This is a genomic window from Amycolatopsis sp. NPDC048633 (assembly GCF_040650695.1).
GTDB lineage: Bacteria > Actinomycetota > Actinomycetes > Mycobacteriales > Pseudonocardiaceae > Amycolatopsis.
Window position 1 is genome coordinate 149,388 of sequence record NZ_JBEZHS010000007.1, and the last position, 17,645, is coordinate 167,032.

General features: G+C 71.1%; 16 protein-coding genes. 7 read left to right on the forward strand and 9 right to left on the reverse strand.

What is annotated here, in order from left to right; translation table 11 throughout:
• Positions 1–18 precede the first annotated feature (18 nt).
• The 3 genes from sufD to AB0C38_RS16320 are packed head-to-tail and all read right to left on the reverse strand — an operon-like array spanning position 19 to position 3,415.
• Positions 19–1,191: a Fe-S cluster assembly protein SufD gene (gene sufD, locus AB0C38_RS16310; protein WP_284747203.1), complete on the reverse strand. Its 1,173-nt coding sequence runs from the start codon at positions 1,189–1,191 to the stop codon at positions 19–21.
• A gap of 2 nt (positions 1,192–1,193) precedes the next feature.
• Positions 1,194–2,642: a Fe-S cluster assembly protein SufB gene (gene sufB, locus AB0C38_RS16315; RefSeq protein WP_360673089.1), complete on the reverse strand. Its 1,449-nt coding sequence runs from the start codon at positions 2,640–2,642 to the stop codon at positions 1,194–1,196.
• On the reverse strand, positions 2,639–3,415 hold the full coding sequence (locus AB0C38_RS16320) for a metalloregulator ArsR/SmtB family transcription factor (protein WP_360673413.1): 777 nt from the start codon (positions 3,413–3,415) through the stop codon (positions 2,639–2,641). Before AB0C38_RS16320 ends, sufB begins: the two co-directional genes overlap by 4 nt.
• A 172-nt stretch (positions 3,416–3,587) precedes the next feature.
• Here AB0C38_RS16320 and mptB point away from each other — a divergent pair, with 172 nt between their 5' ends.
• From mptB to AB0C38_RS16350, 6 genes are all read left to right on the forward strand, one after another.
• A complete protein-coding gene (mptB, locus tag AB0C38_RS16325) occupies positions 3,588–5,219 on the forward strand; it encodes a polyprenol phosphomannose-dependent alpha 1,6 mannosyltransferase MptB (protein WP_360673416.1) in 1,632 nt (543 codons plus the stop codon).
• 6 nt (positions 5,220–5,225) lie between these two features.
• On the forward strand, positions 5,226–6,152 hold the full coding sequence (locus tag AB0C38_RS16330; RefSeq protein WP_360673092.1) for an ABC transporter ATP-binding protein: 927 nt from the start codon (positions 5,226–5,228) through the stop codon (positions 6,150–6,152).
• Positions 6,149–6,934, forward strand: a complete 786-nt coding sequence (locus AB0C38_RS16335) for an ABC transporter permease (protein ID WP_360673095.1) — start codon at positions 6,149–6,151, stop codon at positions 6,932–6,934. The genes AB0C38_RS16330 and AB0C38_RS16335 overlap by 4 nt, the downstream gene beginning before the upstream one ends.
• A gap of 41 nt (positions 6,935–6,975) precedes the next feature.
• Positions 6,976–7,806: a septum formation family protein gene (locus tag AB0C38_RS16340; protein ID WP_360673098.1), complete on the forward strand. Its 831-nt coding sequence runs from the start codon at positions 6,976–6,978 to the stop codon at positions 7,804–7,806.
• A 107-nt stretch (positions 7,807–7,913) separates the two neighbouring features.
• Positions 7,914–8,885, forward strand: coding sequence for a COX15/CtaA family protein (locus tag AB0C38_RS16345; RefSeq protein WP_360673101.1), 972 nt, complete (start codon positions 7,914–7,916; stop codon positions 8,883–8,885).
• 48 nt (positions 8,886–8,933) lie between these two features.
• Complete coding sequence (locus AB0C38_RS16350; protein ID WP_360673103.1) at positions 8,934–9,857, forward strand: acyl-CoA desaturase; 924 nt, start codon at positions 8,934–8,936, stop codon at positions 9,855–9,857.
• Positions 9,858–11,437: 1,580 nt separating this feature from the next.
• Here the strand turns inward: AB0C38_RS16350 and AB0C38_RS16355 are convergent.
• Positions 11,438–12,298, reverse strand: coding sequence for a hypothetical protein (locus AB0C38_RS16355; protein ID WP_360673106.1), 861 nt, complete (start codon positions 12,296–12,298; stop codon positions 11,438–11,440).
• On the reverse strand, positions 12,295–12,597 hold the full coding sequence (locus tag AB0C38_RS16360) for a hypothetical protein (RefSeq protein WP_360673109.1): 303 nt from the start codon (positions 12,595–12,597) through the stop codon (positions 12,295–12,297). Before AB0C38_RS16360 ends, AB0C38_RS16355 begins: the two co-directional genes overlap by 4 nt.
• A 91-nt stretch (positions 12,598–12,688) precedes the next feature.
• On the opposite strand from AB0C38_RS16360, the gene AB0C38_RS16365 reads away from it, so the two are divergent.
• Positions 12,689–13,657, forward strand: a complete 969-nt coding sequence (locus AB0C38_RS16365; RefSeq protein ID WP_360673112.1) for a quinone oxidoreductase — start codon at positions 12,689–12,691, stop codon at positions 13,655–13,657.
• Positions 13,658–13,705: 48 nt separating this feature from the next.
• Here the strand turns inward: AB0C38_RS16365 and AB0C38_RS16370 are convergent, their stop codons facing one another.
• The 4 genes from AB0C38_RS16370 to AB0C38_RS16385 all read right to left on the reverse strand — a co-directional run bounded on the left by AB0C38_RS16370 (position 13,706) and on the right by AB0C38_RS16385 (position 17,640).
• Positions 13,706–14,263, reverse strand: coding sequence for an FKBP-type peptidyl-prolyl cis-trans isomerase (locus tag AB0C38_RS16370; protein WP_360673115.1), 558 nt, complete (start codon positions 14,261–14,263; stop codon positions 13,706–13,708).
• Between the two features lie 10 nt (positions 14,264–14,273).
• Positions 14,274–16,517 (reverse strand): ATP-binding domain-containing protein, encoded by a 2,244-nt coding sequence (locus tag AB0C38_RS16375; protein ID WP_360673118.1) that lies wholly within the window; start codon positions 16,515–16,517, stop codon positions 14,274–14,276.
• Between the two features lie 62 nt (positions 16,518–16,579).
• The gene (locus tag AB0C38_RS16380; protein WP_360673121.1) at positions 16,580–17,194 is read right to left on the reverse strand and encodes a hypothetical protein; all 615 of its coding nucleotides are present in this window, start codon (positions 17,192–17,194) and stop codon (positions 16,580–16,582) included.
• Positions 17,194–17,640 (reverse strand): hypothetical protein, encoded by a 447-nt coding sequence (locus AB0C38_RS16385; RefSeq protein ID WP_360673124.1) that lies wholly within the window; start codon positions 17,638–17,640, stop codon positions 17,194–17,196. The genes AB0C38_RS16380 and AB0C38_RS16385 overlap by 1 nt, the downstream gene beginning before the upstream one ends.
• Between the last annotated feature and the right edge of the window lie 5 nt (positions 17,641–17,645).

Here is a 17,645-nt window from a genome sequence, read left to right on the forward strand (position 1 = left end):
AGTCTGCGGTGGACGGCGTCAGGCGCCAACGGCTTCGAGCTCGGCCTCGATCGCGGCTTCGAGGCGCTCGCGCACCTCGGGGACGTCGATCTTCACCAGGATCTCGTGGAAGAACCCGCGCACGACCAAGCGTCGAGCGGCTTCTTCGGCGATCCCGCGCGACTGGAGGTAGAACAACTGCTCGTCGTCGAACCTTCCCGTCGCGCTCGCGTGGCCGGCGCCTTCGATCTCGCCGGTCTCGATCTCGAGGTTCGGCACGGAGTCCGCGCGGGCACCGGGTGTGAGCACCAGGTTGCGGTTGAACTCGTAGGTGTCGGTGGCCTCGGCCGCGGCGCGGATCAGCACGTCGCCGATCCAGACCGTGTGCGCGCCCTCGCCCTGCAGCGCGCCCTTGTAGCCCACGCGCGACTTGCAGTTCGGCACCGCGTGGTCGACGAAGAGGCGGTGTTCCTGGTGCTGGCCGCCGTCGGCGAAGTAGACGCCGAGCATGTCGACGTCGCCGCCCTTGTCGGCGAAGGTCGCCGTCGGCGAGACGCGGACCAGGTCACCGCCGAGGGTGATCACGGTGTGCCGCAGCGCGGCGTCGCGGCCCAGCTTCAGGTGCTGCTCGGAGACGTGCACCGCGTCGTCGGCCCAGTCCTGGACGCTGACCACGGTGACCTTGGCGCCGTCGCCGATGACGAACTCGACGTTGTCGGCGTAGGTGCCGGAGCCGACGTGGTCGAGCACGACGACGGCTTCGGCGAACGCCTCGGCGCGGACCTGCAGGTGCCCGTAGGCGACCTTGTCCACCCCCGGGCCGTGGATGCGCAGGACGGACGGCTTGGACGCCTTCGTCTCCTTGGGCACCGTGACGACGGTGGCCTTGGTGAACGAGGAGTAGGCCTGCGCGGCGATGCGGTCGCTCGGCACGCCGGCCTGGCCCAGCCGCGAGTCGTCGCGGCCGACGGTCTCGATGGTGAGTTCGGGGGCGGCGTCGGCTTCCAGCGTGATCTCGCCGGTGGCGGGCGCGCTGCCGTCGTGCAGGCCGCGCAGCCGCTTCATCGGCGTGAAGCGCCAGTTCTCCTCACGGCCGCCCGGGACCTCGAAGGCCTCGACGTCGTAGGAGGTGAAGCGCTCCGCGCGGGAGGCCGCCGGAATGACGGCCCCCTCGCGAAGAGCTTCGGAAACGTTGTTCTCGGTAACCGACATGACTAGCCGACGGACCCTTCCATCTGGAGCTCGATCAGGCGGTTCAGCTCGAGCGCGTACTCCATCGGCAGCTCACGCGCGATGGGCTCGACGAACCCGCGCACGATCATCGCCATCGCCTCGGCCTCGTCGAGGCCGCGCGACATCAGGTAGAACAGCTGCTCTTCGCTGACCTTGGACACCGTGGCCTCGTGGCCCATGGACACCTCGTCGTTGCGGATGTCCACGTACGGGTAAGTGTCCGAGCGCGAGATCGTGTCGACCAGCAGGGCGTCGCACACGACGCTGGAGCGCGAGTGGTGCGCCCGCTTCGCGACGCGGACCAGGCCGCGGTACGAGGTGCGGCCGCCGCCGCGCGCCACCGACTTCGACACGATCGTCGAGGAGGTGTACGGCGCGAGGTGCTCCATCTTGGCGCCCGCGTCCTGGTGCTGGCCCTCGCCCGCGAACGCGACCGACAAGACCTCGCCCTTGGCGTGCTCGCCCATGAGGAACACCGACGGGTACTTCATCGTCACCTTGGAACCGATGTTGCCGTCGATCCATTCCATGGTCGCGCCCTCTTCGCACTTGGCGCGCTTGGTGACCAGGTTGTAGACGTTGTTCGACCAGTTCTGGATGGTCGTGTAACGGCAGCGGGCGCCCTTCTTGACGATGATCTCCACGACCGCCGAGTGCAGCGAGTCGGACTGGTAGATCGGCGCCGTGCAACCCTCGACGTAGTGCACGTAGGCGTCTTCGTCGACGATGATCAGGGTGCGCTCGAACTGGCCCATGTTCTCGGTGTTGATCCGGAAGTAGGCCTGCAGCGGGATGTCCACCTTGACGCCCTTGGGCACGTAGATGAACGAGCCGCCGGACCACACCGCCGTGTTCAGCGCGGAGAACTTGTTGTCGCCGGCCGGGATGACCGAGCCGAAGTACTCCTCGAACAGCTCCGGGTGCGTCTTGAGCGCGGTGTCCGTGTCCAGGAACAGGACGCCCTGCTTCTCGAGGTCCTCGCGGATCGAGTGGTAGACGACCTCGGACTCGTACTGGGCCGCGACACCGGCGACGAGGCGCTGCTTCTCCGCCTCGGGGATGCCGAGCCTGTCGTACGTGTTCTTGATGTCCTCGGGCAGGTCTTCCCAGCTCGCAGCCTGCTTCTCGCTGGAGCGGACGAAGTACTTGATGTTGTCGAAGTCGATCCCGGAGAGGTCCGCGCCCCAGTTGGGCATCGGCTTCTTCTCGAAGAGCTTGAGCGCCTTCAGTCGCGCTTCGCGCATCCACTCCGGCTCGGACTTCTTCCCGGAGATGTCGGTGACGACATCTTCGTTCAGCCCGCGACGGGCGCTGGCGCCCGCTTCGTCGGAGTCGGCCCAGCCGAACGCGTACTTGCCAAGGGACTCGATGGTCTCTTCCTGGCTCAGTGGCGCGGTGGTGGGAGTGCGCTGCTCGGCAGCGGCAGTCATGCGGGTTTCCCTCCATTCGGGATCCGTGCTGTGCGCCCAGAGGGCACCGTGCTGACCGGCTCGGGATGGGCCGGCTGACCCGCCGAAGCGGGTACGTGGGTGGTGCACGCGGAGTCACCGCGCGCGATGGTCGCCAGCCGCTGGACGTGGGTGCCCAGCAGCTGCGCGAACGCCTCCGTCTCGGCCTCGCACAGCTGCGGGAACTCCGCGGCCACGTGGGCGACCGGACAGTGGTGCTGACAGAGCTGCGCACCGACGTTCTGACCCGGGGCCGGCGCACCGACCTGACGGGTCGACGCAGCGTAGCCCTCCCTGGTCAGGGCGGTCGCCAAGGCCTCCGCGCGCGTCGCGGGATCACTCGAACCGGTGATCGCCGCGCGGTGCGGCTCGACCAGCGAAGCCACGCGACGCTCGGCGAAGGCGCGTACGGCGTCTTCACCGGCGTGCTCGGCGAGGAAGCGGATGGCGGAGACGGCCAGGTCATCGTAGGCGTGCCCGAAGCGGGCGCGGCCGGACTCGGTAAGCAGGAAAAGCTTCGCCGGACGACCCCGACCTCGGGGTCCGCGCCGCGGCGCGTCCCTCGTCGCGGCTTCGCCGTCCGCGAGAAGCGCGTCGAGGTGCCGGCGGACGGCCGTCGGGCTGATCCCGAGCTGCTCGGCGACCACGACGGCGGTCATGGGACCCTGTTCCAGGAGCACGCGGGCGACCTCGTGGCGGGTCTTGCCCTCGGCGCTGACCTGCGACGGAACCACGGGAAGCCCGGCACGCGGCATGTCGCCGCCCACCTGGTCACCCGCCTCCGTCTTTTTCACAACACAAGTGTGTCTTATTTCCCGGCGGTCGGCAAAGGCGGGGTGTCCGGCAGTGACCCGACTCACTCGGCGGCGGCCCCGATACCCTGCACGCGTGGCAGTGGGTGAACATCCTGGGCAGCAGGAACAGCAGGTGGCACAGCTCGACACCGAGAGTGCGCACCCCGTGACGCTTTCGCCCGTCCTCCCGCTGGAGCCGCTGCCCCTGGAGGCCGACGAGCGGCGCGGCCTGAACGTGGTCCGCCGCTTCGGCACGGTCGGGTCGCTCTTCCTCGCGCTCGGCTCCCTCGGGGCCGGCGCCGCTCCGGTGATCAACCCGGTGCAGGAGATCCCGGTGCTGCGGCTGTTCACCCGGATCCCGACGGTCTCGCTGGCCATCGCCATCTCCGGGATGGGCATCCTGGTGCTGAGCTGGCTGATGCTCGGCAAGTTCGCCCGGCCGGACCGCGCCCACCTGGCGTCGCAGGGCCAGCTGGCGCGCACCATCGCGCTGTGGGTGCTGCCGCTGCTGGTCATCCCGCCGCTGTTCTCCCGCGACGTCTACAGCTACCTCGCGCAGAGCGAGATCGTGCACCGCGGGATGGACCCGTACACGCTCGGCCCGGCGCAGGCCCTCGGCGTCGCCGACAAGTTCACGGCGGGCGTGTCGAACATGTGGCGCGAGACGCCGGCGCCGTACGGGCCGCTGGTGCTGCGCCTCGGCGGCTGGCTGGCCCCGCTCGCCGGGAACAGCATCGCGGTGGGTGTGCTGCTGCAGCGCGTGCTCGCGCTGGCCGGCGTGGTCCTCATCGTCTGGGCCCTGCCGCGGCTGGCGCGCCGGTTCGGCGTCCAGCCCGCGACCGCGCTCTGGCTCGGCGCCCTGAACCCGCTGCTGATCTTCCACTTCATCGCGGGCGCCCACAACGACGCGCTCGCCATCGGCCTGATGCTCGCCGGGCTGGAGGTGGGCATCCGGCGGCTGCCGATCCGGGTGAAGGGCGACACGCCACCACCGCTGGCGCGCGGCGAGCTGCTCTACATCGGGCTCGGGGTGGCGATCATCACCCTGGGCGTCGCGGTGAAGCTGCCCGCGCTGTTCGCCTTGCCCTTCTTCGCCGTGATGGTCGCGCGGCGCTGGCACGGCCGGCTCAAGGACCTCTTCTTCGCCGGGGCGCCGATGGCGCTGTGGTTCGGCGTCGTGCTGGTCGCGGTCTGCTTCGGCACCGGGCTCGGCTTCGGCTGGGTCGGTGCGACGTTCGACACCCCCGGCCTGGTCCGCGCCTGGATCTCCCCCACCGCCGAGCTGGCCAACCTCTCCGGCGTCCTCGGCATCGCGCTCGGGCTCGGCAACCACACCAACGGCCTGGTGCCGATCCTCGGCACGCTGGGCTACCTGGTCGCCGTCGCGATCACGTTCAAGTTCCTGTGGGACAGCTTCAAGTGGCGCTACCGGCCGATCATCGGCCTCGGCGTCTCCCTCGGCGCGGTGATGATCCTGCAGATCAACCTGCAGCCCTGGTACGTGCTGTGGGCGGTGATCCCGCTGGCCGCCGCGGCCGGGACGTCCCGGTTCCGGGTGGCCGCGGCGGTGCTGTCCGCCGCCCTGCCGTTCCTGCTGCCGCCCACCGGCAGCACCTTCGACGGCCGCCCGTACGTGCTCCCGTTCGCCTACGTCGCGGCGATCGTCGTGTGCGGCGCCGGGATGCTCATCGTGCGGCGGCTCGCTCCCGTCTTGCTCTCCAGGCCGTCCCCGCGGGTGCCCGCGGGGGCTGACGCCGTATCGTGACCCGATGTGAGTGCCCCCGCCGTCGAGATCACCGGGCTGGTGAAAAGCTACGGCTCCACCCGCGCGGTCGACGGTCTCGACCTGCGGATGGAGCGCGGCAGCCTGCTCGCCCTGCTCGGCCCGAACGGGGCCGGCAAGACCACCACCGTCGAGATCTGCGAAGGCTTCCTGAAGCCTGACGCCGGCACGGTGCGCGTGCTCGGCCTCGACCCGGTGCGCGAGTCGGCCGCGCTGCGCCCCCGCGTCGGGATCATGCCCCAGGGCGGCGGTGCCTACCCCGGCGTCCGCGCCGACGAGATGCTCGGGCTGGTGGCGTCCTGCGCGGCCTCCCCGCTGGACCCGGCCTGGCTGCTGGACGTCCTCGGGCTGGCTTCGGTGCGGCGGACGCCGTTCAAGCGGCTTTCCGGTGGCCAGCAGCAGCGGCTTTCGCTCGCGTGCGCGCTGATCGGACGGCCGGAGCTGGTGTTCCTCGACGAGCCGACGGCGGGCATGGACCCGCAGGCCCGGCGGCTGGTGTGGGACCTGCTCGGCGCGTTGCGCCGTGACGGCGTCTCGGTGCTGCTCACCACACACTTGATGGAGGAGGCCGAAGCGCTGGCCGACACCGTGGTGATCACGGACCACGGCAAGGTCGTCGTCTCCGGCGCGCCGCACACCCTGACGATCGACGAGAGCGGCACCGCGGGCCTGCGCTTCAAGGCCCGCACCCGGCTCGACACCAAGCTGCTGACGGCCGCCCTGCCGGAGGGCTACGACGTGCGCGAGTCGGCGCCGGGGACCTACGTCGTGGTCGGCTCGGTCGACCCGCAGGTCGTGTCGACGGTCACGTCCTGGTGCGCCCAGCAGGGCGTGCTGCCGGAGGAGCTGCAGGTCGGCCGCCGGACGCTCGAAGAGGTCTTCCTGGAGCTGACCGGACGGGAGCTGCGGGCATGACGGACTTCCCGGCGGGCACGTTCACCCCGGCGCCCGGACGCGGCTCGCTGGGCCGGATGCTGCGGACCCACGCGCGCGTCGAGGCGAGCCTGACGCTGCGCCACGGCGAGCAGGTGCTGCTGACGCTGCTGATCCCGCTGGCGCTGCTGATCGGCTTGTCCCTGCTGGACATCCTGCCCGCGACCCAGCTCGGCTCGACGTCCAAAGTGGACTGGATCACGCCGCGGATCCTGGCGCTGGCGGTGATGTCGTCGGCGTTCACCGGCCAGGCCATCGCCCTCGGTTTCGATCGGCGCTACGGAGTGCTGAAGCGCCTTTCGGCGACGGCGTTGCCGCGCTGGCTGCTGGTGACGGGCCGGCTCGCGGCGGCCGTCGTGGTGGTGGCGCTGCAGTCGGTGATCATCGGCGTGGTGGCGGCGTTCCTCGGCTGGTCGCCTTCGCTGTCGGGACTGGCTTCGGCGGTCCTGCTGCTGGTGGCCGGGACCTTGGCGTTCGGGGCGCTCGGCGTGCTGCTCGGTGGCGCGCTGCGCGCGGAAGCCGTGCTGGCGCTGGCGAACATCGTCTGGTTCGTGCTGCTGCTGGCGGGCGGGATCCTGCTGGCCCCGTCGGCGTTGCCGCCGGGGCTGGCGCACGTGGTGGAGCTGCTGCCGTCGGGAGCGCTGGCCGAGGGGCTGCGGTCCGCTTTGGTCGACGGCGCGTTCGCGCCCGGGCCGCTCGTGGTGCTGGCGGTGTGGGCGGTCCTCGCGGGAGCGCTGGCTTCCCGCACGACGAAGCTCACCTGACGCCGGGACCGGTCCCCGGGCGCCCGCCCTAAGTTCCTCCCATGCGTCGCGTCCTGGTGCTGCTGGCCCTGCCGTTGGTGCTCGCCGGCTGCACGACGATCACGGGCGGCCGGGCGGCGCCCGCGACCGTCGTCCCGACGACGCCGGGAGTCCCGCGGCCGGGCACCGGCGTGGGGCCGTACCGCAGCGGTGACTGCCTGGAGCTCCCGGCCGGCGACCGCGAGATCACGAAGGTGGCCTGCGACCGGCCGCACGAGTACGAGGTGATGACGTCGGCGAGCTTCGCCCCGGACGTCCCGCCCGCCTACCCGCCGGACGTGAAGCGGTTCGCCCGCCCGGCCTGCCGCACGGCGCTGCCGGCGTACCTGGGCAGCCCGGATGCGGACGCGAGCACGCTGGAGACGATCGCGTTGTGGCCGTCCGAGCAGAAGTGGGACGCGGGCGAGCGCTGGTACGCGTGCCTGATGACGGCCCGGGGCAGCGACAACAAGCCCGTGAAGCAGCCGGGCGCGCTCGCCGCGGCGCTCGCGCACGGCCTCGGCCGGTTCCAGGAGTGCCGGGCGGGCGAGCCGCTGAAGGAGAGCCCGGTCCACGTCGTGCCCTGCGGCGGCCCGCACCGCTCGGAGGCGGTGCCGGGGGTGCTGGCGCTGGGCAAGGCGACCGACCCGCCGATCGACCTGAACGGCCCCGTGGTGGGCCAGGCGATCGAGCACTGTGAGCAGAAGGTGATCGCCTACCTGGGCGGCCGCCGCCCCGGGATCACCTCGACGGCGATCCTCCCGCTCCCGGAGGACTGGCCCACGGGCGACACGACCGCGGTGTGCTGGGCGATCGCGGATCACGACGTGACCGGCCCGCTGGGGCACGCCTGACGCGGGTCCCGGAACCCGCGTGACCTAGGTCCCTTGTGGCCGCGCCGGTGTTCTGGGCGCCGGGACCTGCCGAATGCCGCGTTTCCGCGCGCTCTACCATCGATGTCGTGCCGTTCACCAGCCTCGTCGCCCGCCTGCCGTTTCCGTCCGCCGCCGTGCAGCGGGCCGTCGGGATCGCCGCGGTCCTCGCGCAGGCGCTGATCGGCGTCACCGGCTCCATCGTGCGCGTCACCGGCTCCGGCCTCGGCTGCCCGACCTGGCCCCAGTGCGTCGCGGGCAGCCTGGTGCCGGTGAACCACCCCGGCATCCACGCGCTCAACCAGTGGATCGAGTTCAGCAACCGGATGCTCACCGGCGTCGTCATCGCCGTCGCCGCGATCGCCGTCCTCACCGCGTGGCGCGTCCAGATCGACCACCCGTCCCGCAAGCGCCTGGTGAAGCTGGCCTGGACGATGCCCGGCGGCGTCGTGCTGCAGGCCGTCGTCGGCGGCATGACCGTGCTCGCCAAGCTCGAGTGGTGGACCGTCGCGATCCACTTCCTCGCCACCACTCCCCTCGTCTGGCTCGCGGTCCTGCTGCTGCGCGCGTTCCGCGAAGGCGACGAGCCCGCGCGCCCGCTCGTCCCCGCCGCCGGCCGCGGGATCCTGGTCGCGCTGGCCGTCGTGATGTGGCTGGTGCTCGCGGCGGGCACGACGGTGACCGGCGCCGGCCCGCACAGCGGTGACCTCAACACGCACCGCCTGGCCCTCCCGGTCGAGACGCTCGCCCAGGTCCACGGCGGACTGCTGGTGCTGTACATGCTGCTGCTCGCGGTGTTCGGCCTCCAGCTGCTGCGCGTCGGTGCGCCGAAGGGGCTGTGGCAGCGCTACACGGCGGTCTGGGTGGTCGCGCTCGCGCAGGGCGGGCTCGGCTCGCTGCAGTACGCGCTGGGCGTGCCGGAGGCGATGGTGTCGTTCCACGTGCTCGGCGCGATGACGGTGATCATCGCGACGGCGACACTGTGGACGGGCAGCCGCGACCGCGGCCCGGTCGTCTCGCTGACGGCGGCGCCGAAGGAACCGGCACTCGCCACCGCCTGAGCAACCCGCGGTCACACCTCCGTAACTCGTACCGCTTAGGGTCTGGGCATGACGACGCGCTCCGCGCCCAAGCCGCTCATCTCGCACCGTCGGAAGACCGGCGAGATGCTCGTGCTCAAGACGTTCCTGCTGGTGCCGTTCGCGGCGCTCCTCATCGCGGTCCCGCTGGTGTGGGGCTGGGGCATGAGCTGGATCGACCTGATCCTCGCGGCGGTGTTCTACGTGTTCGCGACGCTCGGCGTGACGGTGGGCTACCACCGCTACTTCACCCACGGCGCGTTCAAGGCATCGCGTCCCCTGCGGGTGGTGCTGGCGATCGCGGGCAGCATGGCGGTCCAGGGCTCGGTGATCTTCTGGGTGGCGAGCCACCGGCGTCACCACGCGTTCGCCGACCGCGAAGGCGACCCGCACTCGCCGTGGCTGTTCGGCACATCACCATCGGCGCTGCTGCGCGGTTTCTGGCACTCGCACATGGGGTGGATGTTTTCCCGCGAGGTGACGAACGCCGATCGCTTCGCCCCGGACCTGGTGGCTGACGGCGATCTTCAGGTGGTGAACCGGTTCTTCTGGCTGTGGATCACTTTGAGTCTGGCTCTGCCTGCTGCATTGGGCGGGTTGCTTTCGTGGTCGTGGTGGGGTGTCGTGACGGCGTTCTTCTGGGCCGGCTTGGTGCGGATCGCTTTCCTGCACCATGTGACGTGGTCGGTGAACTCGGTTTGTCACTTGATCGGCGAGAGGCCGTTCGCGAGCCGCGACAAGGCGGCGAACTTCTGGCCGTTGGCTTTGCTTTCGATGGGCGAGTCTTGGCACAACTCGCACCACGCCGATCCGACCTGCGCGCGGCACGGGGTGCTGCGGGGGCAGGTGGACATCTCGGCTCGGGTGATCTGGGGCTTCGAGCGTCTGGGCTGGGCGACGGATGTGCGGTGGCCGAAGGCAGAGCGGCTGGCCGCCAAGCGGGTAAGCGCATGAGCCCAATATGCCGACGCTGACACGATAAGGATGGACCTCTCGTGACCGATGCGACTCACATCGGTCATGAGGACTTCCACCTAAAGGCAATACCGTAACCCTCCCGCGGATGGCACCCGTCGGCGAAGGTGTGCCGGACGAAACCGTCCCCGACCGGGAGCAGGTGTGGGTCACCGACGGTTGCCTAGTCCGCTCGAATTCGAGTTGTTCCGAATACCACCAGCACGCCTCGGGAAGCTGTCTCGAATCGAAGTTCAGCTGGATCGTCAGGCCGCCGGGCGCGATGCCGTGGTGGTCCACGTCGACGTTGAGCCACTCGCGTTCTTCGTCGAGCCGCCCGTCGAACGCCTCGGACACGAACGCGTAGCGCTCGCCCTTGCGCAGCGTCCGGCGAAAGCGCAGACGCACCAAACCCGGGGCGCCCGGGTGCACCCTGGGTGAAGCGACCACCCGGCACGCCCACAGTGCCGTCACCGGTACTTCCGCCGCGTCGTGCGTCCAGCCGATCAGCGCATGCGCGTCATAGCCGTCGACGCCGTCCTCGCAGGCGATGACGTCGCGTTCGGTGATGCGGCGCCGCACCGTCCGGCGATGCATGACCGCCGTTATGAGCATGCGCTCCACGAACACCGGCTGCGCCCCTCTCGACGCCGCCCGAGCCCGCCAGGCGACGCACTCGTTCACGACTTCCACTGCCGCCCGGCCGATGTCGATGTAGGGCCGCCAGTCCGCCCCCTCCAGCGAGTCCAGTTTCTCCACCAAGCGGCCCGTCAGGTTCTCGAGCGCGCGCCGCCATGCTTGGTGCATCGGCGTCGTGGTGGTGGGCGGCGGATCGCCGAAGACACCCGGCAGCAGCATCAACTGCCGGAAACGATCACCCAACGTGCCCTTCCAATCGGTCCCGCCCGGCGCCGGCAGCAGTCGAAACGCCGCCATCAGCGTGCTGTCGCGACGGGAATCTCCGGCTGTGCCGATCTCGTCGAGCATCAGGCCCCACACAGCGAACGCGCGCGACTCCGCCGTCGCCTCGGGCAGCGACTCTGTCGACGTGACCAATGAGCGGAGCGCAGCCGCCGCCTCGCTCGCCGGTTTTCGATAGCATCACGAAGGAACCGAAGTGGCACACCGTCCTTGCGGGTCGCCAGCCAGCGCAGCGCGGCGCCGACTTCCGCGCGCGAAGCCACCTCGTCGACCGGTTCGCTGCCCATCTCCATGGTCATGGCGTCCTCTGCTACCCCGACGAAGATCGACAATCCCCGACCAGTCCGGACAACGGCGAAATCTGCGGCAACAACGCGCCGACGACGAGAAATCCGAACCGGAAACCGAAGACCATGTCCGGAACGGCTCACCACCCTTCACCATTGACCGATGCGTACTAGTACACCGATAAAGGGGTAGCACAGTGACCAAGGGAAGGACAAGTAAGCCTGCGCGGGGCGGTGGCTTGCGGGAATTGATCAAGGTCGGCCTGACCGGGATCGGCGGCCTCTATTTGATCACCGGCTCGCTGGCCGTGACCCGTGATCGGGGCGGTCGTCGCCCTCGTGTTCGCCGCGGTACAGCAGGCCGTCCGGTGACTACGCCAGTTGCTGCCGCACCGCCGAGGCGAACCGCGTCGCCGCGGCCGGGTCCGCCTGGCGGAAGCCCAGCGATGGCTCCGTCAGCTCCAGCTCCAGCAGCAACGGCTTGCCGTCCGCACCACGTACCAGGTCCACCCGCGCGTACAACAGCTCGGCCCGCAGGATCCCCAGCAACGCCGACGCCGCGTCCAGCACGTCCTCGGCCAACGCCACCGCATCCGCCGGCGGCGAGGCCGCCGCCAGCTTCTCCGACAGGTACAGCCCCGAGTCGTCCATTGTGGACCCCAGCATCGCGCCCTTGGTGAACGCGTGGGAGTACATTCCGCCCAGATACACCAGCGCCAGCTCGCCGTCGGTGTCCACACTGGACTGGTACGGCTGGATCAGCGCCGTGTGGCCCTCGGCGTGCAAAGCCGCCACGTGGGAAGAAGCGTCCGCGCCGCCGTCGAACCGGGCCGCCCCGCGGGAACCGGCGCCCACCGATGGCTTTACCACGAAGTCCGATGAAGGGAAACGGGCAGTGTCACCCGGTGAGACCAAGACCGTCGGGACCACCGCGAGACCCGCGTCGAGCAGCTCGGCCAGGTACGACTTGTCCGTGTTCCACCGGACGACCCCAGCCGGGTTGTACAGCGCCGGCACCGACTCGCACCACGAGAGAAACTCCGAAAGCCGCGAAGGGTAGTCCCACGTCGCGCGCAGGATCACCGCGTCGGCGTCCTCGAACGAGGCACCCGAGTCCCATGCCGCCCACGACACCGAGAAACCCAGTGACTCCAACGCGGGCACCACAGCGTCGTCGTCGCCGTCACCCGTGGGGAGCTCCGCGCAGCTGACCAGGATCGCCGTGCGGCTCATCGGCCGGCCATCTTGCGCCGGTGCTCCGCGCCGATCTTCGTGGCCTTCACCGTCTCCGCGTCCCACGACGCCGCTTCGATGCCCTCGACCGCCTCGACCAGTGCCTCGCCGGTCGCCACCGAGGGCACCACCACGTCGCCCAGGGCGCCGTCCGCGCCCACGAGCACGACGCGGGCGCCGGCCCGGCCGATGTTCTCCACCACCGCACGGGACGGCTTGCCGTGCGCCTTCACGAACTTGCGCGCCGCGCCCAGCTGAGCGCCGGACGGCGAGACGACGTCCTCAGAAGTTTCAGCCACGTCCGAACCGTACCCAACCGGCGGCCGGAACGCGGAACAGCGTGGCCTCGGCCATAGTTGTGCCTGGGAGAACCCGATCCGAGGAGGACCCATGCCCACGGCAGTACAGGTGACGAAGACCGGCGGCCCGGAAGTGCTCGAAGCGGCCGAAGTGGACGTCCGCGCCCCGGAGGCCGGCGAACTGCTGGTCGACGTCGCCGCGGCCGGCGTCAACTTCATCGACACCTACCAGCGCCAGGGCATCTACCCGATCGACCTGCCGTTCGTGCTCGGCCTCGAGGGCGCCGGCACGGTCGTCGAAGCGGCCCCCGGGACCGGGTTCGAGGCCGGCGACCGCGTCGCCTGGCAGGGCTCCCTCGGCAGCTACGCGGCGCGCAAGGTCCTCCCCGCGTCGATGGCCGTGAAGGTGCCCGAAGGCGTCTCGCTGGAGACGGCGGCCGCGACCATGCTGCAGGGCATGACGGCGCACTACCTGGTCGCGTCGACGTTCGAGGTCAAGCCCGGCCACGACGTGCTGGTGCACGCGGCCGCGGGCGGCGTCGGCCTGCTGCTGGTGCAGCTGGCGAAGGCGCGTGGCGCCCGCGTCATCGGCACGGTGTCGACCGAGGAGAAGGAGAAGCTCGCCCGCGAAGCCGGCGCCGACGAGGTGATCCGCTACGACCGCGACGACTTCGCGAAGATCACCCGCGACCTGACCGACGGCAACGGCGTCGACGTCGTATACGACGGCGTCGGCAAGGACACGGTCGACGGCAGCCTCGCGAGCCTCAAGATCCGCGGCCTGCTGGCGCTGTTCGGCGCTTCCAGCGGCGCGGTGCCCCCGATCGACCCGCAGCGCCTCAACTCCGGCGGCTCCCTGTACCTGACGCGCCCGACCTCGGCGCACTACACGCGCACCCGCGAGGAGATCGACTGGCGGTCGAAGGAGCTGTTCGACGCGGTCCTGGCGGGCGACCTCACCGTCCGCATCGGCGGCAAGTACCCCCTGGCCGACGCCCGCCGCGCCCACGAAGACCTGCAGGCCCGGCGCACCACCGGCAAGCTCCTGCTCATCCCCTGACGTCGTGAGGGCCGCCCCGCGGCGGCCCTCACCCCGGTCGGATCAGCCCTAGGCGGCGGGGACCGCCACCGCGTCCGTCACGAAGACCAGCGTCTCGTTCGGCTTGATGCCGCGCCCGCCCTCGCCGTACGCGAGGTCCGGCGGGATGATCAGCAGGCGGCGGCCGCCCTGCTTGATGCCGGTCAGGCCCTGGTCCCAGCCCGGGATGACCTCGCCCGCGCCGAGGGTCAGGTCGAACGGCTTCTGGCCGAACGAGCTGTCCAGCACCTGCTTGTCCGACCACGTCACCAGGTGGTAGTTCATCTGGAGCTTCTGGCCGGCCTTCGCGGGTTCGCCGGTGCCCTCGGACAGGTCCTTGGTGATCAGCTTCTTCGGCGGGTCGCAGTCGTCCGGGATGGTGATGTCGGGCTTCTCGCCGAACTTCCCCGTCGTCTTGATGTCGTCCGCGGTGCACTCGCGGCCCTTGCTCTGGGTCGCCTGGGCGGCGCCGGACGACGGAACGGCCGGCCCCGCCGGAGCGGCCGTCTGGGGCTTGGCGTCCTGGCCGCACGCGGCCAGCGACAGCGCCGCCGCGGCGACGACCACGATCTTCCCGATCTTCTGCATGCCCGGCACCCTAGCCAAGCACGGAGAGTGCCGGAACTTCGTCACCGGTCCGGACCACGCCGAGCCGCCGGGTCGCCCGCGTCAGGGCCACGTACAGGTCGTTGAGCCCCCGCGGCGACCCGGCCACGACCTCGTCCGGCGCGACCAGCACCACCGAGTCGAACTCCAGGCCCTTCGATCGCTCGACCGTCAGCACGCTCAGCCGCTCGTCGTGGTCCGAAAGCCACGAAGACACCTCGTCGAACCGCTGAACGGGCACCAGGACCGCCACCGTGCCACCGTCCACTTCGGACAGCTCGCGCGTGACCAGCCCGGGCAGCTCGACGGCCAGGGAAGCCGGCCGCGCCGACCACGGCGGCACCCCGGTCTCCCGCACCGAAGACGGCGCCGACAACGCCGGATCGACCTCGGCGAGCACCCGCGCGGCGACCGCCATGATCTCCGCGGGCGTGCGGTAGTTCACGGTCAGCTGCTCGAGCCGCCACCGGTCTTCGACGTACGGCGAGAGCACCTCGCCCCACGACCGCGCGCCCCCGGCCGCGCCGGTCTGCGCGACGTCGCCGACCAGCGTCATCGACCGGTTCGGCGAGCGGCGCATGAGCAGCCGCCAGTCCATCGCCGACAGCTCCTGCGCCTCGTCGACGATGACGTGCCCGAACGTCCAGGTGCGGTCCTGCGCCGCGCGCTGGGCGGCGGTCAGCTCACTGCGCTCCACCTGGCGCTCGGCGAACAGCTCGGCGTCGAGGACGTCGGAGACGCGCAGCAGCTCTTCGTCGATGATCTCTTCGTCCTGTTCGAGGATGTCGAGCACGCCCTCGGCGTACGCGCGGTCCTCGCGCTCACGGCGTTTGCGCTCGACGCGGGCCTCGGTGTCGTCGACGCCGATCAGCTCGGCCAGCTCGTCGAGCAGCGGCACGTCGGCCGGCGTCCACTTCGTGTCGCGGCCGCTCTCGAGCAGCGCGCGGTCCTCCTCCGAGAGCAGCTTCCGGGCGGCGCTGGCGAGCCGTTCGCGGTCGGCGAACAGGTCGTCGAGCACGCCTTCCGGGGTCAGTACCGGCCACAACGAGTTCAGCGCCGCCGCGATGTTCTCGTCCGCCGCCAGCTCGGCCCGGATGTCGGCCAGGTCCTGCCCGTCGAGGAGGTCCTCCCCCAGCTTCCGGGCGGCCTGGCGGGTCAGCGCGTCGAGGACGTCGGAGACGAACAGGCGCCGCGCCGGGTTGTGCGGGCGGCGCGAGCGGCGGGCGCGGGTCCGGGCGTCCGTGCACGTCTTGCGGTCCAGCTTGAGGACGTCGTGCTCGTACTCGATCTCCAAGACGGGCTCGGGCACGCGCTGGCGGTCGCGGACGGCGTTGGCGAGCACCTCGGCCAGCACCAGCCGGCCCTTGATCTCGGTCGTCTCGCGCGGCTCGGCGCCGTCGGCGTCCAGGCCCGGGTAGAGCTGGCCGATCGTGGCGAGCAGCACGCCGGTCTCGCCGAGTGACGGCAGCACCTGGCCGATGTAGCGCAGGAACGTGCTGTTCGGCCCGACGACGAGCACGCCGCGGGTCGTGAGCTGCTGGCGGTGCGTGTAGAGCAGGTAGGCCGCGCGGTGCAGCGCGACGGCGGTCTTGCCCGTGCCCGGGCCACCCTGCACGACCATGACGCCGCCCAGCGGGGCGCGGATGATGCGGTCCTGCTCGGCCTGGATCGTGGCGACGATGTCGCTCATCTCGCCGGTGCGCCGCTGCTCGAGCGCGGCCAGCAGCGCCGCCTCGCCGGCCAGCCCCAGGTCCTGGCCCTGGTCGGCGGCGGTGAGGTCGAGGATCTCGTCGTCGAAGCCGGTGACCTTGCGGGTCAGCGACCGCAGGTGCCGGCGCCGCCGCACGCCGTCGGGCGACGCGGCGGTGGCGAGGTAGAAGGGCCGCGCGACGGGCGCCCGCCAGTCGACGAGCAGCGGCCGGTAGTCGTCGTCTTCGTCGAACAGCCCGAGCCGGCCGATGTAGGTGGTCTCCTCGGCGTTGCCGGGGACGAAGTCGAGCCGCCCGAAGGCCAGCCCCTGCTCGACGGAGCCGAGCTGGGCGAGCCGGTCGGTGTAGAGGGTGGTGGCGACATCGCGCTCGGTGCGGGCCTGCGGGGTGCCGCCGGTCTGCCGGAGGGTGTCGTCGAGGCGCCGCTGGGCCTCGACGCGTTCGGCGTCGAGCTTCGCGTAGAGGGTGGTGACGTACGCCTGCTCGCGGGCGAGCTCGGCGGAGAAGCCGTCCGAGGACACGGACAAGAGGATCCTGCTTTCGCCTCAAGGAAAAGAGCCGGTCAAGTCTAACGGCTCCGGCGGCCGGATCATTCCGCCCCGAGGGCGCAGTACGGGGAGACCTCGGTGCCGGGCGCGAGCGCGGCCGGCAGCTCCTTCTCCCCCATCGCACACGACACGCTCGCCGCCGGCAGTTGCTCGCCGCCGGTGATGCGGCCGGTGGCGTCGCGGTGGACGACGGCGGCTCCGCGGCTGGTCAGCGGCCGGCAGTTCGCCGAGCGGTACCGGATGCCGCCCGGGACGACCGTGGCGGTCACGGGCGTGAAGCCGCCCAGCGACTCGGGCGCGAGCCAGACCGCCGAGCCGGGTGTGGGCCGGTCCAGTGCGACGCCGACGCGCTGGCCGGGGGTGAGCAGCGGCACCTCGACGGTCCGCGAACCGGACGTCACCACGATCCGGTAAGCGGCCAAGGCGCTCGTGTTCTCCAGCACCGCGACCCCCGGGCCTTGTTCGGCGACCCGCACCACGCCGCCGTCCGGGGCCGTACCCGGCAGGGCCGTGATGCGGGCCGGGATCGCGCACCCGCTGCCGAGGAGCGCGTTGGTGTCGAGGGACACCTTGCCGCGGGCGATGAAGGCCAGGAGGCCGAGGACCACGACGGCCGCCAGCACCACGACCACCCGGTCCTTGCCCAGGCGCGGCATCACGGCGTGCCCGGGCTCTGCACCCGGTAGAGGTCGCCGGCCTGGCCGTAGTAGGTCCCCGCCACGACGTAGACCAAGGTCCGCGAGCCCGGCTGCCAGTACGTGCGCATCTCGTCCGGGTCCGCCGGGTAGGGCACCTCCGCCAAGGGCACGCCCCGCTCGGCGAGCAGCGCGCTGACCTCGGCGAACGTCACCGGATCGGGGAAATCTCCGTAGCGCTCGCGGAGCACGCCGTTGACCGTCGAAGGGTCGTGGTACCGGAGCCGGTGCGCCTGCACCGAGAAATGCGTCCCGGCCCACGGCTGCCCCGAACCGGAACGCTGCCAGAAGAACTCGACCAGGCCGTGGTCGCGCCCCAGGGAGTGCTTCGACGGGTTGTCGCCGTAGTCGTCGCCGAACAGTTCCGCCACCCGCTCGGGTGACCAGGTGTGGCCGGCGCCGAGCACGGTGC

What these genes read in the sequence shown, in the direction of transcription:
- sufD (WP_284747203.1), bottom strand. Translation starts at nt 1,191, where the DNA reads ATGTCGGTTACCGAGAACAACGTTTCCGAAGCTCTTCGCGAGGGGGCC.
- sufB (WP_360673089.1), bottom strand. Translation starts at nt 2,642, where the DNA reads ATGACTGCCGCTGCCGAGCAGCGCACTCCCACCACCGCGCCACTGAGC.
- AB0C38_RS16320 (WP_360673413.1), bottom strand. Translation starts at nt 3,415, where the DNA reads ATGCCGCGTGCCGGGCTTCCCGTGGTTCCGTCGCAGGTCAGCGCCGAG.
- AB0C38_RS16335 (WP_360673095.1), top strand. Translation starts at nt 6,149, where the DNA reads ATGACGGACTTCCCGGCGGGCACGTTCACCCCGGCGCCCGGACGCGGC.
- AB0C38_RS16340 (WP_360673098.1), top strand. Translation starts at nt 6,976, where the DNA reads ATGCGTCGCGTCCTGGTGCTGCTGGCCCTGCCGTTGGTGCTCGCCGGC.
- AB0C38_RS16350 (WP_360673103.1), top strand. Translation starts at nt 8,934, where the DNA reads ATGACGACGCGCTCCGCGCCCAAGCCGCTCATCTCGCACCGTCGGAAG.
- AB0C38_RS16355 (WP_360673106.1), bottom strand. Translation starts at nt 12,298, where the DNA reads ATGAGCCGCACGGCGATCCTGGTCAGCTGCGCGGAGCTCCCCACGGGT.
- AB0C38_RS16365 (WP_360673112.1), top strand. Translation starts at nt 12,689, where the DNA reads ATGCCCACGGCAGTACAGGTGACGAAGACCGGCGGCCCGGAAGTGCTC.
- AB0C38_RS16370 (WP_360673115.1), bottom strand. Translation starts at nt 14,263, where the DNA reads ATGCAGAAGATCGGGAAGATCGTGGTCGTCGCCGCGGCGGCGCTGTCG.
- AB0C38_RS16380 (WP_360673121.1), bottom strand. Translation starts at nt 17,194, where the DNA reads ATGCCGCGCCTGGGCAAGGACCGGGTGGTCGTGGTGCTGGCGGCCGTC.